Source organism: Rhodococcus sp. 4CII (genome assembly GCF_014256275.1).
GTDB lineage: Bacteria > Actinomycetota > Actinomycetes > Mycobacteriales > Mycobacteriaceae > Rhodococcus_F > Rhodococcus_F wratislaviensis_A.
The window spans coordinates 3545750-3561118 of sequence record NZ_JACCFE010000002.1; the positions used below are offsets into that span (position 1 = coordinate 3545750).

15 protein-coding genes and 2 pseudogenes are annotated in these 15369 nt (G+C 67.8%); 9 read left to right on the plus strand and 8 right to left on the minus strand.

Annotation, left to right across the window (positions count from 1 at the left end; translation table 11 throughout):
• Positions 1–160: 160 nt before the first annotated feature.
• From H0B43_RS17160 to H0B43_RS17185, 6 genes are all read left to right on the plus strand, one after another.
• The gene (locus H0B43_RS17160; protein ID WP_185726832.1) at positions 161–1201 is read left to right on the plus strand and encodes an iron ABC transporter substrate-binding protein; all 1041 of its coding nucleotides are present in this window, start codon (positions 161–163) and stop codon (positions 1199–1201) included.
• A gap of 71 nt (positions 1202–1272) precedes the next feature.
• The gene (locus tag H0B43_RS17165) at positions 1273–2787 is read left to right on the plus strand and encodes an iron ABC transporter permease (RefSeq protein WP_185729923.1); all 1515 of its coding nucleotides are present in this window, start codon (positions 1273–1275) and stop codon (positions 2785–2787) included.
• The gene (locus H0B43_RS17170) at positions 2784–3836 is read left to right on the plus strand and encodes an ABC transporter ATP-binding protein (RefSeq protein ID WP_185726831.1); all 1053 of its coding nucleotides are present in this window, start codon (positions 2784–2786) and stop codon (positions 3834–3836) included. Before H0B43_RS17165 ends, H0B43_RS17170 begins: the two co-directional genes overlap by 4 nt.
• A 255-nt stretch (positions 3837–4091) precedes the next feature.
• The gene (locus H0B43_RS17175) at positions 4092–4646 is read left to right on the plus strand and encodes a Chromate resistance protein ChrB (RefSeq protein ID WP_397517461.1); all 555 of its coding nucleotides are present in this window, start codon (positions 4092–4094) and stop codon (positions 4644–4646) included.
• 23 nt (positions 4647–4669) lie between these two features.
• The gene (locus tag H0B43_RS17180; protein WP_185726829.1) at positions 4670–4816 is read left to right on the plus strand and encodes a hypothetical protein; all 147 of its coding nucleotides are present in this window, start codon (positions 4670–4672) and stop codon (positions 4814–4816) included.
• Positions 4813–5994, plus strand: coding sequence for an MFS transporter (locus tag H0B43_RS17185; protein ID WP_185726828.1), 1182 nt, complete (start codon positions 4813–4815; stop codon positions 5992–5994). The genes H0B43_RS17180 and H0B43_RS17185 overlap by 4 nt, the downstream gene beginning before the upstream one ends.
• Positions 5995–6091: 97 nt before the next feature.
• On the opposite strand, the gene H0B43_RS17190 is transcribed toward H0B43_RS17185, so the two are convergent.
• Both H0B43_RS17190 and H0B43_RS17195 read right to left on the minus strand, forming a co-directional pair.
• The gene (locus H0B43_RS17190) at positions 6092–6280 is read right to left on the minus strand and encodes a hypothetical protein (RefSeq protein WP_185726827.1); all 189 of its coding nucleotides are present in this window, start codon (positions 6278–6280) and stop codon (positions 6092–6094) included.
• A gap of 168 nt (positions 6281–6448) precedes the next feature.
• Positions 6449–6805: a hypothetical protein gene (locus H0B43_RS17195; protein ID WP_312033712.1), complete on the minus strand. Its 357-nt coding sequence runs from the start codon at positions 6803–6805 to the stop codon at positions 6449–6451.
• Between the two features lie 830 nt (positions 6806–7635).
• On the opposite strand from H0B43_RS17195, the gene H0B43_RS17200 reads away from it, so the two are divergent.
• A complete protein-coding gene (locus tag H0B43_RS17200; protein ID WP_185726825.1) occupies positions 7636–7896 on the plus strand; it encodes a hypothetical protein in 261 nt (86 codons plus the stop codon).
• A 313-nt stretch (positions 7897–8209) separates the two neighbouring features.
• Positions 8210–8347, plus strand: a pseudogene (locus H0B43_RS17205) (TetR family transcriptional regulator); the annotation flags it as partial.
• A gap of 60 nt (positions 8348–8407) precedes the next feature.
• Here the strand turns inward: H0B43_RS17205 and H0B43_RS17210 are convergent.
• From H0B43_RS17210 to H0B43_RS17225, 4 genes are all read right to left on the minus strand, one after another.
• The gene (locus tag H0B43_RS17210) at positions 8408–8818 is read right to left on the minus strand and encodes a PAS domain-containing protein (RefSeq protein WP_185726824.1); all 411 of its coding nucleotides are present in this window, start codon (positions 8816–8818) and stop codon (positions 8408–8410) included.
• 341 nt (positions 8819–9159) lie between these two features.
• Positions 9160–9576, minus strand: coding sequence for a gas vesicle protein GvpJ (gvpJ, locus tag H0B43_RS17215; RefSeq protein WP_185726823.1), 417 nt, complete (start codon positions 9574–9576; stop codon positions 9160–9162).
• A complete protein-coding gene (locus H0B43_RS17220; protein WP_185726822.1) occupies positions 9573–10850 on the minus strand; it encodes an SRPBCC family protein in 1278 nt (425 codons plus the stop codon). The genes gvpJ and H0B43_RS17220 overlap by 4 nt, the downstream gene beginning before the upstream one ends.
• Positions 10851–10856: 6 nt before the next feature.
• Entirely contained in the window at positions 10857–11489 is a 633-nt protein-coding gene (locus H0B43_RS17225) for a hypothetical protein (RefSeq protein ID WP_185726821.1), read from the minus strand.
• Between the two features lie 1153 nt (positions 11490–12642).
• Here H0B43_RS17225 and H0B43_RS17230 point away from each other — a divergent pair.
• The gene (locus tag H0B43_RS17230; RefSeq protein WP_185726820.1) at positions 12643–14148 is read left to right on the plus strand and encodes a diguanylate cyclase domain-containing protein; all 1506 of its coding nucleotides are present in this window, start codon (positions 12643–12645) and stop codon (positions 14146–14148) included.
• A 193-nt stretch (positions 14149–14341) separates the two neighbouring features.
• Here the strand turns inward: H0B43_RS17230 and H0B43_RS17235 are convergent, their stop codons facing one another.
• Together H0B43_RS17235 and H0B43_RS17240 are read right to left on the minus strand one after the other, a co-directional pair.
• Entirely contained in the window at positions 14342–14629 is a 288-nt protein-coding gene (locus H0B43_RS17235) for a hypothetical protein (RefSeq protein WP_185726819.1), read from the minus strand.
• Positions 14630–14920: 291 nt separating this feature from the next.
• Positions 14921–15331, minus strand: a pseudogene (locus H0B43_RS17240) (acyl-CoA dehydrogenase family protein); the annotation flags it as partial.
• Between the last annotated feature and the right edge of the window lie 38 nt (positions 15332–15369).

Genomic DNA, 15369 nt, shown 5'->3' on the forward strand with positions numbered 1-15369 from the left:
TCCGCGCCTGCAGGGCCTCCCGACACCGTCGGACCGATGGGCGGGGTCCAGTCACCCATTCGCACCCCGCCCGGTTAGGGTTGGCAACCCTGCAGGTGGCAGTATTTTCGGGAGACAGTCGGGAGCGGTCCCGCTGCGAACGAGGACGGGCGGTCGAACGATGAGGATGCGGTTCGGACTGATGTCGGGGGTGGCGCTCGCTACCGCCGCGGCGTTGACGGTGTCGGGGTGCTCGAATTCCGGTTCCGGCAGCGGAGCCGATTCGGGTGCCGCCAACACGATCACCGTGTACAACGCCCAGCACGAGTCGCTGACGACGGAGTGGGCGGACGCGTTCACCGCGGAGACCGGCATCGAGGTGGAACTGCGAAACGGCAGTGACACCGAACTCGGCAACCAACTGGTCGCGGAGGGTGCTCAGTCGCCGGCCGATGTGTTCCTCACCGAGAACTCCCCGGCGATGACGCTGGTGGAGAACGCCGGGCTCTTCGCCGACGTGAACCAGGACGTCCTCGCCCAGGTCCCGACCCAGTACCGGCCGTCGAGCGGCAAGTGGACCGGCATCGCGGCCCGCTCCACCGTCTTCGCGTACAACAAGGACCAACTGACCGAGGATCAGTTGCCGAAGTCGCTGCTCGACCTGCAGGATCCCGCCTGGAAGGACCGCTGGGCCGCGTCCCCGTCGGGCGCCGACTTCCAGGCCATCGTCAGTGCACTGCTCGAGCTCAAGGGTGAGGACGCCACCCGGCAATGGCTGGCCGGGATGAAGGACAACGTCCGCACGTACAAGGGCAACGGAACCGTGATGAAGGCCGTCAACGCCGGGGAGATTCCGGGTGGCGTGATCTACCACTACTACTGGTTCGGCGATCAGGCCAAGACGGGTGAGAACAGCAACAACGTGGCGCTGCACTACTTCAAGAACGAGGACCCGGGCGCGTTCGTCAGTGTCTCGGGTGGTGGTGTCCTGAAGTCCAGCACCAAGCAGGACGCGGCGCAGCAGTTCCTGCGCTTCGTCACCGGCAAGAAGGGTCAGGAAGTCCTGCAGACCGGGACGTCGTTCGAGTACCCGGTCGGCAGCGGCGTGCCCGCCAACCCGAAGCTGGTTCCCCTCGCCGACCTGCAGGCCCCGCCGGTCGACCCGGCGAAGCTCAACAGCCCACAGGTCACCGAACTCATGACGGAAGCAGGTCTGCTCTGAATCTCGCACTGATCGGCCGCGCGCGGTCGGGGGACGCGGACACGACGCGTCGCCCGACCGCCCGGCCGAGGCTGCCGTTCCCGCTCGCCGCCGTGGCGGTGATCGTGGTAGCCGCGGCGTTGCTCCCGCTCGGATATGTGATCGCGGCGAGCATCGACACCGGCTGGGATACCGCGTCGGCGTTGCTGTTCCGGCCCCGGGTCCGGGAACTGCTTCAGAACACGGTGATGCTGGTCGTGGTGACCGTGCCGATCTGCGTCGTCGTCGGTGTAGCGGCCGCCTGGCTGGTCGAGCGCACCCGGCTGTTCGGCGCGAAGGCGTGGGCCGTCCTCCTCGCGGCGCCCCTGGCCGTTCCGGCGTTCGTCAACAGCTATTCGTGGGTGACGGCAGTACCGTCGCTCGGCGGGCTGTTCGGCGGCGTCCTCATCGCGACCCTGTCCTACTTCCCGCTCGTGTACATCCCGGCGGCCGCGACGTTGCGCCGGTTGGATCCGGCCGTGGAAGAGTCCGCACGCGCCCTGGGCGCCGGCCCCGTGGTGGTCTTCTGCCGGGTCGTGGTTCCGCAGCTGCGGCTGGCTATCGCCGGCGGCGCTCTGCTGGTGTCGCTGCACCTGCTCGCCGAGTACGGCGCGTTCGTCTTCATCCGGTTCGACACGTTCACCACGGCGATCTTCGAGCAGTACCAGTCGACGTTCAACGGCTCCGCCGCGACCATGCTCGCCGGGGTCCTTGTGCTGTTGTGCCTGACCCTGCTGGTGATCGAATCGGTCGTCCGCGGTAGCGCCCGGTACGCCCGGATCGGGTCGGGTGCGGCCCGCCGGGCCGTGCCGGCCGAACTCGGCTGGCGGTATTCGCCGATCGCCTTGTTGTTCCTCGGGATGCTGATCGCGGCGTCGGTCGGTGTACCACTGGTCAGTGTTGCGCGGTGGCTGGTCATCGGCGGCTCCGCGGTGTGGAAGCTCGACGCTGTCTCGGCCGCGCTGGGGCAGACTCTCGGGTTCGGCATCGCCGGTGCCGTGGTGACGTGTGTGCTCGCGTTCCCGATCGCCTGGATTTCGATTCGTCACCGCGGACGCCTCAGCCGTGTCCTCGAGGGCGGTACCTACATCTCCAGCTCGTTGCCGGGCATCGTGGTGGCCCTCGCCTTCGTCACGGTCACCATCCGGTATCTACATCCGCTCTACCAGACGGTGACCGTGGTGATCGCGGCCTACGCGCTGCTGTTCCTGCCGCGTGCCCTGGTGAACTTGCGAGCCGGACTCGCGCAGGCCCCCGTCGGGCTCGAGGAGACGGCGCAGTCGCTGGGTGTTTCGCCGTGGGCGGCGTTCGTCCGGGTGACGCTGCGACTGGCCGCGCCGGCGACCGCGGCGGGTGGGGCGCTGGTGTTCCTGGGCATCGTCAACGAGTTGACCGCCACCCTGCTGCTGGCGCCCACCGGTACCCGCACCCTGTCCATGCAGTTCTGGTCATTGAGCAGTGAGATCGACTATGCCGGCGCCGCACCGTATGCGCTGATCATGATCGTGATGTCGTTGCCCATGACCTATGTGCTCTTCACCCAGTCGAAAAAGGTTGCCGGACTATGACATACGCACTCGAAGTGGAGGGGGTCGACAAGTCGTTCGGTGCCGCGCCGGTCCTGCGGCATGTGGGGTTCACCGTCGAGGCGGGATCCACGACCGCCATCCTGGGCCCCTCCGGCTGCGGCAAGACCACCCTGCTCCGCCTGATCGCCGGGTTCGAGAGGCCGGACGCCGGCACCATCACCCTGGCCGGGCGGAAGGTCGCCGGTGGCGGGTGGACACCCGCGCACCGCCGGTCCGTGGGCTACGTGGCGCAGGACGGGGCGCTGTTCCCGCACACCACCGTCGGCGCGAACGTCGGGTTCGGGCTCCCGCGGAAGGCGCGCACCCGTTCGAAGATCGCCGAGCTCCTCGACATGGTGTCACTGGACCCCTCGTACGCCTCACGGCGGCCCGACCAGCTGTCGGGCGGGCAGCAGCAGCGCGTGGCGCTCGCGCGGGCGTTGGCGCGGGAACCGGAACTCATGCTGCTCGACGAACCGTTCTCCGCCCTCGACGCCGGCCTGCGGGCCAACACCCGAAGAATCGTCGCCGACATCCTCGCGAAAGCCGGCATCACCACCATCCTCGTCACACATGATCAGCCCGAGGCGCTCTCGTTCGCCGACCGGGTCGCGGTGATGAGCGCGGGCAGGCTCGCCCAGATCGGCACGCCCCGGGAAATCTATTCCACCCCCGTCGACGTCCCCACCGCGGAGTTCATCGGCGACGCCGTCGTCCTGGCGGCCCACGTCGACGGGCAGCGCGCCACGTGTGCGCTCGGGGACGTCGCCGTTGCCGCCAACGGCATCCACGGCGACGCGCGAGTCATGCTGAGGCCGGAGCAGATCGAGGTGACCACGGACGGTGCGGGGGTAGCCGGGACGGTCGTCGATGTCGAGTATCTCGGATCGGAGATGATGCTGGGCATCCGTCTCGACACCGAGGACGGAGTCGGTTCCGAGCGGGTCACCGTGCGCCGATTCGGTGCCACCGCTCTATCGCCCGGGGACCGGGTCGGCATCCGCGTGCTCGGTAGGGGTGTTGTCTACCAAACGTCCAGACCTCAATGATCTGTGCGCGGCCGGGAGGAAACCCTGCCCCGGTCGGGGTTCGCCCGATCTCGATGTCGATCATGCGACCATCCTGTCAATGAACCATGCGGTAATGCCGTCGAACGACGCCTGCGGAAATCTGCCCGGTCGTTGCCGCGGACACCGATTCGGGTCCCACCGGATACCGGTCCCTACGGGTCCGCGACACCCTGTTCTGACCACTTCGTCCACGCCGTTACCTCGATGGAAGTAACAGCTGTTACATTTTTCTTCGTGACAGATATACATGATGGTGGTGTGCGGTGGCTGGTACTCGCCGTGCGCGTGCCGGCCGAGCCGTCGCGGCACCGGGTGGCGGTATGGCGGGAGCTGCGCCGGGTGGGGGCGTTGCAAATCGGGCAAGGCGTGTGGGTGGTGCCCGATGTGCCGGTGTTCGCCGACGGGGTCGCGCGCGTGGCCGAGCTCGCCCGCCGCGGGGAGGGCGAGGTGCTGGTGCTGGACGCGACCGGACGCGCGAACGCCGATGGGGTGCGGCTGGAGGAGCTGTTCACCGCCGAGCGGGCCGAGGAATGGGCCGAGTTCCTCGCCGACTGCGCCCGGTTCGACGCCGAGATCGACAAGGAGATCGGCAAGGCCAAATTCACCCTGGCAGAGCTCGAGGAGGAAGAGCAGAGCCTGGAGCGGCTGCGGCGCTGGCATCGCGATATCAAGGCCCGCGACGTGTTCGGCGCCGCGGCCGTCGCCGCGGCCGATCAGCAGCTCGAGCTCTGCGCCGACCGGTTGGCCGACTACACCGAGCGGGTCTTTTCGGCCCTGCACCAGATGTGACGGCGGAGGACACCGTCGTGCGCGTGGATACGCGAATCTTCCTCGGTATCAACGATTTCGCCGGCGGTACCCCGTGGCTGCTCACGCTCGCCGACCGCACGCCGCTGCGCATCCTGCTCACGCCGGCCCCGCTCGCCGAACTTGTGGCCGGGCAGTCGGATCCGCAATGAGCACGGCATCCCCGAAGCAGGCCACCGCGTCACGGGCGCGGCTGGCACCGCTGTACGCGGCGGGGTTCGTCACCGCGTTCGGCGCGCACTCCATCGCGGCCAGTCTCGGCGGCTACACCGAATCCGAGCACGCGAGCCTGCTGACCCTGGGCCTGCTGCTCGCGGTCTACGACGGCGCGGAAGTGCTGCTCAAACCCGTGTTCGGATCACTGTCCGACCGGATCGGACCGCGCCCGGTCCTGCTCGGTGGCCTGATCGCGTTCACCCTCGCCTCGGGCGCGTTCGTGCTGGCCGGTAACCCCGCCCTCGTCGGCGTCGCGCGCCTGGGCCAGGGCGCCGCCGCCGCGGCGTTCTCCCCGGCCGCCGGTGCGATGGTGGCGCGCCTGACCCCGAGCGGCGCGCACGGGCGCGCGTTCGGCGGATACGGCGCCTGGAAGGGACTCGGCTACACCCTCGGTCCGCTTCTGGGCGGTGTCCTGGTCACCGGCGGCGGCTACCGGCTGCTGTTCGCCGCCCTCGCGGGCCTGGCCGCCCTCGTCGCGATCTGGGCCGCGCTGGCCGTTCCAGCCGTCCCGATCCTGCCGCGAACGCGGCAAACCGTGCTGGACCTGGCCCGGCGCCTCTCATCGGCCGGCTTCCTGCGCCCGACCGCCGCACTGGCCGGAGCCACCGCCGCCCTCGCGGTCGGGGTCGGGTTCCTACCGGTGGTCGGTGCCGGAGCCGGGCTCGGTCCGCTGGCCACCGGCGCCGCGGTCTCGCTGCTGGCCGCCACCGCCGCCCTCGTCCAACCGCGCGTCGGACGTGCCCGAGACGCAGGACGCCTGCGCGACGGCACCGGGATGGGGACCGGGCTCGCGTTGGCCGCGCTCGGCACCGCCGCCGCCACCGTGCTGCCCCCGATCGCGGCCATCACGGTCGGCGCGCTCCTGATCGGCGCGGGCACCGGGCTGATCACCCCGCTCGGGTTCGCGTACCTGGCCGCGACTGCTCCACCGGAGCGGCTCGGTCAAACCATGGGCGCCGCCGAGGTCGGGCGTGAGCTCGGCGACGCGGGCGGCCCGCTCCTGGTCGGCGTCATCGCCACCGCCGCCAACCTCGACCTCGGACTGCTCGTCCTCGCTGTCCTGCTGGTCGTCCTCGCCGGGCTCGTCAGGGCTGGACGGTCACGGCATCGGTGATCAACCCGGCACGTTCGACGCCAGAGCCGCCCCGGAGCTATCGCCGCCACGCGACTACCACAACCCGTCACGAAGCGACCCCGTTATCCGGGGCAAGTCAGTCAATGCGTACCCGGGACGCCGCGTCGACGGCGCGCAGCGGTGACTCCGGATCCGCGGCGGCAGTGTCAGCTGATCGGTGCACTCGGCGGGGGGATAAGACGTCCGCGGTGACCGCGACGCCGACGAACACGACGATCACCACCAGCGTGGCCACGAGGACCACGACCGTCCAGAGCATGTTCATACCAGGCACTTCGGATCTTCCTGTTTGCGTGTGGTGTCCCCGTGGCTCACCGCGATCGGTTCCGCCACCTGCACAGGTAATTCGCTTGGCACGAGGAAATCCAACCTCGAAGCGTGATTCAGATCAATTGATGCCCCGGCCAGGAAGGGCCCCACTAGCGCAACCCGTTCACAGCGGTGCGCCCGGGTACTTGCGCTCGCGACGCCGACGTTGGAAGCGCTCCCGCTGTTCGTCGAGGAGCAGGACCCCTCGACGCTGTGTCTCGTAAGAGTTGCGAGCGATCACCGTCCGGACGAGCACGATGTGCCGATCCAGGTCGTCGGCTCGCCGGGCCGCCTCCTCGTCGCCAAGTAGCCGCGCGGCCAGCCGGTCGCAGTCGATGAGGAGTTGCTCATACGCCAGTCGCGTCGAGGCCTGCTCGTCGAACCGGGACAGCACGCCCCATTCCGCCAGCTGCAACGGTATGCGGACCAGGTGGTAATTGAACCGCAGAAGGGCCAGCGCCGGGCCACGCAAGGTTGTCACGGTCGGCGACGATAGCTGGTGTAGATGAACAATCATGGCGGATCGGCCTCGGCGGCCGTTGCAGGGTCGAGTCTGACCAACATAACGCTCCTCTCTGAAAAGGAAATACCGGCCACCTTTGGTGGCACCGGAATGCCCGAAGACCACATCCAAGGTCGCATGGGCAAAAACCGTGACGGTCGAATCGAATTGTCCGCACAATCGTGCATTTCGGGTTGAGTGCGCCCGCATCCGGTCACGACGTCGACTCTTCTAGCCGGCCCCGTCGACATACGGGTACCGCGGCGCGAAGGTTATGCGAGCTGCTGCGCCCGAGTCCCCGCGACGGCGTGGATCCGCCGACGTACACGTACGTGCTGATCAGGGCGGGGGTCCGGCTGCCCCTAGGCGAGCCGGGCCACCGCTGTCCCGGATTGCTCCGTCGGTCAGCTCAGGCCGATGCCGCCGCCGAAGGTCACGCTCAGCCACTTCAGAAACGCCTCGAATGCGACGCTGAAGTCGATTCCTGCAGAACCCATCAGAATTCACTCCTTTCATGGGGATGAAAATCCACGGGATCGTCGATCGCCGCTTACACCATTTATCGCGTTCGCAATCTCAGGACGTTTCACCAAACCCGAGATATTCTCACATATTGAAATTTAACAACCGTCCACATTGCTGGACAATTGATCAAAATCGTTATTCCAGTGAGAGTTCGTGTGTTTCTCGTGTTTATTGGAGTGAATTGTGAGCAGGGGTGGGCGGCGCCACCTCCCCGGAGCGCCGGGTGAGGTTTCGCCGGTGAGGTGCTTATGATCCGAGTCGGTGCGAGCGGAAGGTGCAGACCGATGCCGGAGAAGAAACACAACCCGAAACCCGAGCCCGGCCCGTTGGGCACGGGCGCACGGGTGCTGGTCCGCCGGCCATCCGAAGCGGACCAGACCGGTCGGATCATCGAGGATTACGCCGAGCTGACCGACAGCGACGAACGCGGGCACGCCTGGGCGCCGGTGCACCGGTGGGCGGTCGCCCTCGACGACGGTCGCCTAGTGTTCGCCGACACCGACGACCTGACCGCGGACCCGGGCACGCAAGGATTCACCGGGTAGACCGGCCGCCGAAGCAGAAGACGGTCGCGTTTCCGCGGGGACCGTCACCACCACGTCTCCGGTCGCCCATACGCTGAGCGATTGCGGCGCGTACCGCGATCTTCTTCATGATGCTCACCTCATTTTGAGTCCCCGACTCTTGCAGCGAACGGGTGGCGGACCAGCCCCCGCAGCATCTCTGGGCGCCGATTCGGGCACCCGTTCTTGTGAACACGTCAGGATCGCCCCGAAAAACCTACGGTGAAACGGCGGAACGCGGTCGAAGCTGGAGTTCGCAGCAACGTCTCCGGCGACTTGCCGACAGTGCCGGGCCATCCGCCGCGTGGCCGAGGTCGCCGGTGTGTCGCTCGGAGTGGTGCACTACCACTTCGAGGACAAGGAAGAACTTCTCACCGAGATGGCGGAAAGCCTGATCCTCGCCACCAGCGAGTCGATGCGCACGGCGTTCACGGGACGGCTTCCCGCGCCCCGCCGCATCGGGCACAGGCCGGCGGCCGACGCGATCGCGGCCTCACCCGAAGGTCGGCGCGTTTCCGCCGTCCCACAGCTGCTCGGTCACGTCCTGGAAGCAGACGAGCAGCACGGGGTCGTCGACCCGTGTCAGCACGGACCTGCTGATCGCCGCCCGCACTGCAGAACCGTCTCGGTGCGTGAGCGTCACGATCGTCCCCGCCGACTGCTGCAGATCCTCTGCGACCGGCCGCGGAGGGAACGACGTCGGAAGCAGGTCGCGCATCGATCGCCCCGTGAGCGCATCGTGCGGATACCCCATCATGACCTCGAACGCGCGATTGACGTGCACGACCAGACCGTCGCGGTCGACGGCGAGCACCGGCACCGGCAGCCGTTCCAGCAGCACCAGCGCAGGAAGTCCTTCGAGGTAGCCCAGTGCGGTATCCGGATCCACACGTCGTCTCTCCATAATGATGTATCGAGGGTGCGGCCTCGCTGTTACCCGCCGACGCCGGAACACCGGCAGCGGCGGCGACCCCTCGATCGGGCCACGTCGCCACCCTGACGCCGCCCGGTCATTCCTCGCGGCCGAGGGCGCGAGGAGCGACTCGGGCCACCTTCGACGACCCGGCAGCCCGTGTGGCATGCCCGAAGTGAAGACGAAAGTGCGGACTACTGGACCACCCGGAACGGCAGTTGTTCAATCGATCAAAGACCGCAAGGGACTGAGCAATTCGACGAATACACCCCGCGCGAAACGGTCCGACCGGTCGGCTTTCGGGTGCACGTTGGTCTGTCCCGACGTCGACATCACTGGTCCTCTCGCGTGGACTTGCGTGAAACCCGTTCGCGCTCAGGTTCTTCCTTCCCGCCGCCGAGGAGGTCGCCGAGTTTTTCACCGGCCGCCCCGAGTGCACCCTGGGTTTTCGATTCGGTGTCGCTCTCGCCGCCGCCCCCGGCCAGGTCCGTCAGCCCCTTGGGCTCGCTGCCGATCTCGAGCCGGTTCACCGCTTCCGCGAACCGCAGGTAGGTGTCGACACTGGCGACGACGACACGGGCGTCGATAGTCAGCAGTTCGATGCCGACCAGCGACACGCGCACGTACGCGTCGATCACGAGGCCCTTGTCCAAGATGGTGTCGATGACGTCGGCGAGGCTGCTCGAGCTGGGCCCGCCGCTGACTCCTCCGCCGCCACCGCCACGACTTGCGGGTTGTATCGACGTCATCGCCGCGCTCTTTGCTTCGAGCCGGCAGACTTGGCCGCGGTCTTGCGCGGGCGGCCACGGCGTGCCGGCGCCTTGTCCTCACTCGCGGCCGCCGTCTTGCGCGGGCGGCCCCGGCGTACCGGCGGCGATGGTTCCTCCTCTTCCGGCTCCTCAGCCTCGTCCTCTTCCGGCTCCTCGGCCTCGTCCTCTTCCGGCTCCTCGGCCTCGTCCTCGTCTGTCTCCTCCGGCTCCTCGGGTTCCTCGTCCTCCTCCGGCTCCTCAGACTCGTCCGTTTCGGTGGGCTCGTCGTACTCGTCCTCGTCGCCCGCGTCCGGCCGCGCTTCGTCCTGCTCGTCCTCGTCGGGCTGCGCTTCGTCCTCGGCCGGTTCCTCGTCGTAGTCCTCGGACTCCTCGGGTTCGACTACCTTGCCGTCCCGGATCTCTCCGCGCCAGCCCTCGATCTCGTCGGGATGAAGGATCGACTGCGTCATGACGTGGCGTCCGAAGTGCTTCAACTCCAGACGCGCGCGTCGCCCCTGCGCCCGCCACAGGTTCCCCGTCCTCTCGAACAACCCCTTCGGGTGATATTCGAGGATCAAAACGATGCGGGTGAGATCGGGGGTCACCTCGTGGAACGTCACCGCACCGTCGATGAAACCCTTGGCACCCTTCGACCGCCACACGATCCGCTCGTCGGGAACCTGCTCGAGAATCGACGCTTCCCAAGTTCGGTGCGAGAGGAAGATCTGAGCCTTCCACTCGAGCTTCTCATCCGCCTCCTGCTCCACCCGCTCGACCTTCTTCATGAACGACGGGAAGTCGGCGAACTGGGTCCATTGGTTGTAGGCCAACTGGACCGGCACCCCGACATCGATCGTTTCGACGATATTGGTGAGCTTGAGTTTCTTGCCCTTGCCACCGCCACCGCCGCCGGTGATCTTGTCCTTGAGGTCGGACGCCTTCTCCTTCACGGTGTCGGTCAGCCCGGAGAGGAACGACTTGCCGTCACCGTTGCCGTCACCGTCCCCGTTCCCGTCGCCGTTCCCGTCCCCGTTGCCGTTGCCGGTGCCGGTGATCGCGGACAGCAGGCTTCCGCCGCCGCCCTCGGCGTAGTCGTTGAGCCGACCGGTGGCGCCCGCCACCTTGTCGGAGACGGCGGAGACCGCCCTGTCGGTCACGGTGCCGAGCAGGCCCTGCGCCGCCTTCTGCAGCGGCGACACCGACGCCGCCTCACCGGACACCCCGGATACGTTCTTGCGCAGCTTCTTCGCCGCACTGTCGAGATTCGAAGTCATCGCTGATCACCTCCGGGTCCGTCGTACCGGGGTGGAATCGGTGCTCGCCTTGGCACGCGTCCTGCGGACCCGGGCGAGCTCGTCGTCATCGTCGTCGGCGGACGACCGGGACCGGCCGGGCCGGGACGTGCCGCTACCCGAGGACCGGCGGCGCGGAGCGGGGCGCTTCCGGGCCCGGGGCTTGTCCTCGGTGTCCTCATCCGGCTCCTCCCCCTCATCCGGCTCCTCGCCCGGTTCCTGGTCCGATTCCTCCCACTCGACCTCCGCGTCCTCGTAGTCGTCCTCGGGTTCCTCGCCGCGGCGCCGCGTCGACTTCTTCCCGCCCCCGGCGTCGCCGAGCAGGCCCTCCCCGGACTGCAGCCGCGAATTGAGCGAGTCGATGCGCTGACTGGCCGCGGTCACCGCGGCCGTCTTCGCCGCGTTCATCAGCTCGTGGCGGACCGTCTTGCCGAGCTGGGCGACCTCGGGTGAATCCGCGAGCAACTTGCGGCCCTCGTTGAGAAGACCCAACGACCCGCCGGAGGACAATTGTCTGGACGCCCCGCCGGCGGCCAGCATCAACGCCAACTTCATCTTCTTCGTGCGGCCCAGCATGTATCCCGCACCGACGGCCAACGCCATCTGACCCTTGCCTGACATCGCCCAACCCCTTTGTCGAGTGAAAAGTGGTGCACCTCGGCGCCGGCGGCGGCGAAAAGGGTGAGGGCCGTGGTCGGTGGGTGGTGCGTTCCCGCCGACTACCCTGGGGCGGCGACGCTCAATCCGGCCGCACACCAAATCCCCCCAGGCCGGGGCCGGCTTGCAGGGAAACACGCGGAGCGCAGTTGCAAGCGGGTACCCGCTGACTACGCTGCCCGCGCCGCGATGGCGGGACCGGGCAGCCAGGCCCGCTCCGCCTTGGCCGCGCGCGGCCCACCTCCGCAACCTCGTGGGTCACGTACGCACGAGAAACAAATGCGCCGATTAATTCGAAGTCACTCCCATTGCCTTTTCCCAAAACATTATGGGCGGTTGTTAATTTCATTATGTGAGAAGAACACTTTTTTTGTGAAACATTTTACGACCTCGAGCGCGATAGACACCGTAACCGACGATCGATGATCCCGGGGATTCATCACCAGTAAGGCGTGTATTCCGATGGATTCTGCAGGACTCGACTTCAAAGTCCGTTCGAGGCGTTCCTGAAGTGGCTCAGTGTCACCGTCGGTGGCATCGGATTGAGCCGACCGACGGAGCAATTCGCGACAGCGGTGGTCCGGCTCACCTGGGGGCAGCCTGGCCACCGCCCTGATCTGCGCGATCACCGGCTAGGGCGCCCCTCGCCGCCGTCCGCGGCCAAGCATCGAGCTCGGCCTACGGGGTGCCCGGTCGGCAGGCGACCGGGCAGATGAGTCGATATCGTCACCCCGGAATCGGGCCAGTCGATCCGGAATAATTTTGCGCGAAGCGCGGTTCGAGAAGGTGGGGCGCCCCGAAATGAGCGCGCCCAATAATGTGCGGCTTCTCACCGTATGTACGCGTCATTATGCCGACACCGGATATCCGAGAGTCCCGTGTCTGCATTTTCGTCTCACGGCGCACGGGTGTGACGGGTTTCGGAAACCTCCCGGGCGCGCAGCATGCACTGGGCACCCCCCGGAGACGACGCGGATGAACACCAGATACGGCGGTGTCGTCGTCAGAATCGTTGACCAGTGCGGCTTGCCCGAGTCTTCTGGTGAAACGAATGCGGTAGCCGGTGCGACATACCTATTCACTGAAAGGTGTTGTGCAAGAATGAAACCGACCAGTCGTGACTGAGTTGTTCGAACCGTACCGGGTGCCGGAGCGCGCCGCACGATCCGGGTTCCCAGAAGAGGTGACCCGATCCGAGCCGGGATCCTTCCCGGGCGCGGCGTTGTCGGCGCAGCTGGTCGCCGCGGTGGAATGCGCGCCGGCCCCGATGGGGCTGTGGGAGTTCGGTTCGGGCCGTCTCCGGTATCTGAACCCCGCCGCGGCCACCCTGGTGGGGTTCCCGGAGGGCGGCGAGGTGTCCGCGCGCAGGACGGCCGACGTCTGCACCGACGCCGCGGTGGCGCAGGCACCCGAGGTCTCGGCTGCCCTGACCGAACGGGGCCGGTGGTGCGGGCGGACGGAGCTGCGGCACTTGCGCACCGGTGCGCCGATCCCGGCAGTCCTGTCGGTCTTTGTGACCGAGCGAGACGAGGACGGACACCCGCTGCTGATCGGGGTGATCGGCCGGGAGCCGTCCACCGACGGCGAGCAGGAACACCCGCTGCTCGCCGCACTGGAGGAAGCCGACCGCCGGTGCCGGGAACAACACGTACTCGCCGAGCTGAGCCGGCTCGCCGTCACCGCCGACCTCGACACGCTGCTGACCGCTGCGACCGCTGAGGTCACCGCACTGCTGGGGGTGCGGTCCGCGGCGGTGGCCCGGGTGCCGGAGACCGGCGGGGCGGCGCTGACGGTGCTCGGCTACCACGGGCCCGGGCCACGCCCGACCACCGTCGCCGCCGGTCGCGGCTCGCTGACCGGGTACGCGGCCACCGAGGCGGCGGTGGTGTGCTGTCCGGACCGCGCCCGCGAGCGCCGGTTCGCCACCGCGGACATGGCCGCGCACGGGCTGGGTGGCGGCATCGGTGTGCCGATCGGCCACGACACGATCTGGGGGGTGCTGACCGCCCATTTCGCCCGACCACGCCCCTCACGGGAACGCGACGTGGCGTTCGTGTGCGCGGTGGCCGCGGTGCTGTCCACCGCGCTCGGCCGCATCGAGGCCGAAGAGCGATTACGGCATCGGAGCCTGCACGACCCGCTCACCGGGCTACCGAACCGCACCCTGGCCCTGGAGCGTCTGCGTGCCGCCCTCGACCGAGCCGCACACACCGGCGGCCGGGTGGCGGTATTGATGATCGACCTCGACAACTTCCGACACCTCAACGCCCGATTGGGGCACGCCGGTGGCGACGCCGCCCTGATCCGACTCGCCGACCGCCTGCGGTCCGCGGTCCGGCCCACCGACACCGTGGCGCGCCTGGGCGGCGACGAATTCCTGATCCTGTGCCCGGCCGTCACCGGTCCCGCGGACGTGATTGCGATCGCCGACCGAATCGCCACCGTGGACCCGCACCCGGGTGACGGGCCGATCACCGCGAGTATCGGCATCGCCGTCACCGGTGCCGCCGTCTCCCCGCACGAACTGATTCATCACGCCGACCGGGCGATGTACCGGGCCAAGGCCACCGGGCCCGGCCGCTACGCACTGCACCATCCCGATACCCACGGAACGGGCCGCTGAACCGCGCAGACAACGCGAGAACTCCCGGACAGGCGTGGTCGGGCTACCGCAGAACCATCGGCGGACATCCTCCGGCGCCCCGACTTTCGGATCGACGTGGTCTTTCGCGAGGCGTATCCCGGTACGTAGACGCAACCGACACCTCCCCACCGCCCACGATGGGCGCGGAGTGTCGGTGGGCACTCCGCTCACGTCACCGGTGAATCCCGTCGCCGAGACCGCGGGGCACGAGTTCGAACCACGCGCTCGCTCCGCCGCGCAGATGCGGATCCGGGTAGCACAGGGCGAGGCCTTGCGCATCGAACGCGGTGAACCACTCCTGCCAGGAGATGTGCTCGAGCTCGCCGGTCCGGACAAAGTCGATATGCAGGGCGCCTGCGGTGTCAGTGGTCGCCGCTGATCGTGCCGGTGCGCCGTGATGCGCCTGAATCCAATCGCGGATCTCGTCGTGATCGGTGGTGACGTGCCGGTGTGAGGTCATTGGAATGGTCCTGGTTCGGAGCAGGGGTACGCGGGTGTTGCCTCGGATGGGGTTTTCGGGTTACCCGCGACAGCGCGACTCGAATCCCAGCCCTGGATCGGCTGCGAGCCGACCCCGGTTCCGCCTCAATAATCCCCAAGGCGTCCACAAGACATATCGATCAGGTTACGAGCCGCGGTGTGACGTCCGGCGGTCTCACGATGGCTCTTCTCCGGTTCCGCTACCGGCTGCTGCGCGTACCCCTCCAGCTGATCGAGGGGATCGCGCAATCCCACCTCGACGAGCAGGCACGGTGATGAACGTCTTGGATCCGTTGACCACGTACTCGTCGCCGTCCCGGATCGCGGTGGTCTTGATGGCCTCGAGGTCCGAACCGGTGCCGGGCTCGGTCATGCCGATGGCGCCGAGGATCTCTCCGGTCGCCATACCGGGCAGCCAGGTTTGCTTCTGTTCCTCGGTGCCGTACTCGAGGATGTAGTGGGCCACGATGCCCGAGTGCACGAAGATGCCGAGGGCGAGATCGCCGGCGTAGCCCTGCGCGTCGAAGACGGCGAGGTCGTGAGCGAACGCGCCTCCCCCGCCGCCGTATTCCTCGGGGATCGAGCAGCAGAGGAGGCCGAGTTTGCCTGCCTCGATCCACACGTCGCGGTCGATGCGGTGCTGGGCGTCGTCGTCGTGCCACGACGGAACGAACTTCTTGATCCATGGTCCTTCTCGATCTGTGTTGTGTTCGACAGGGT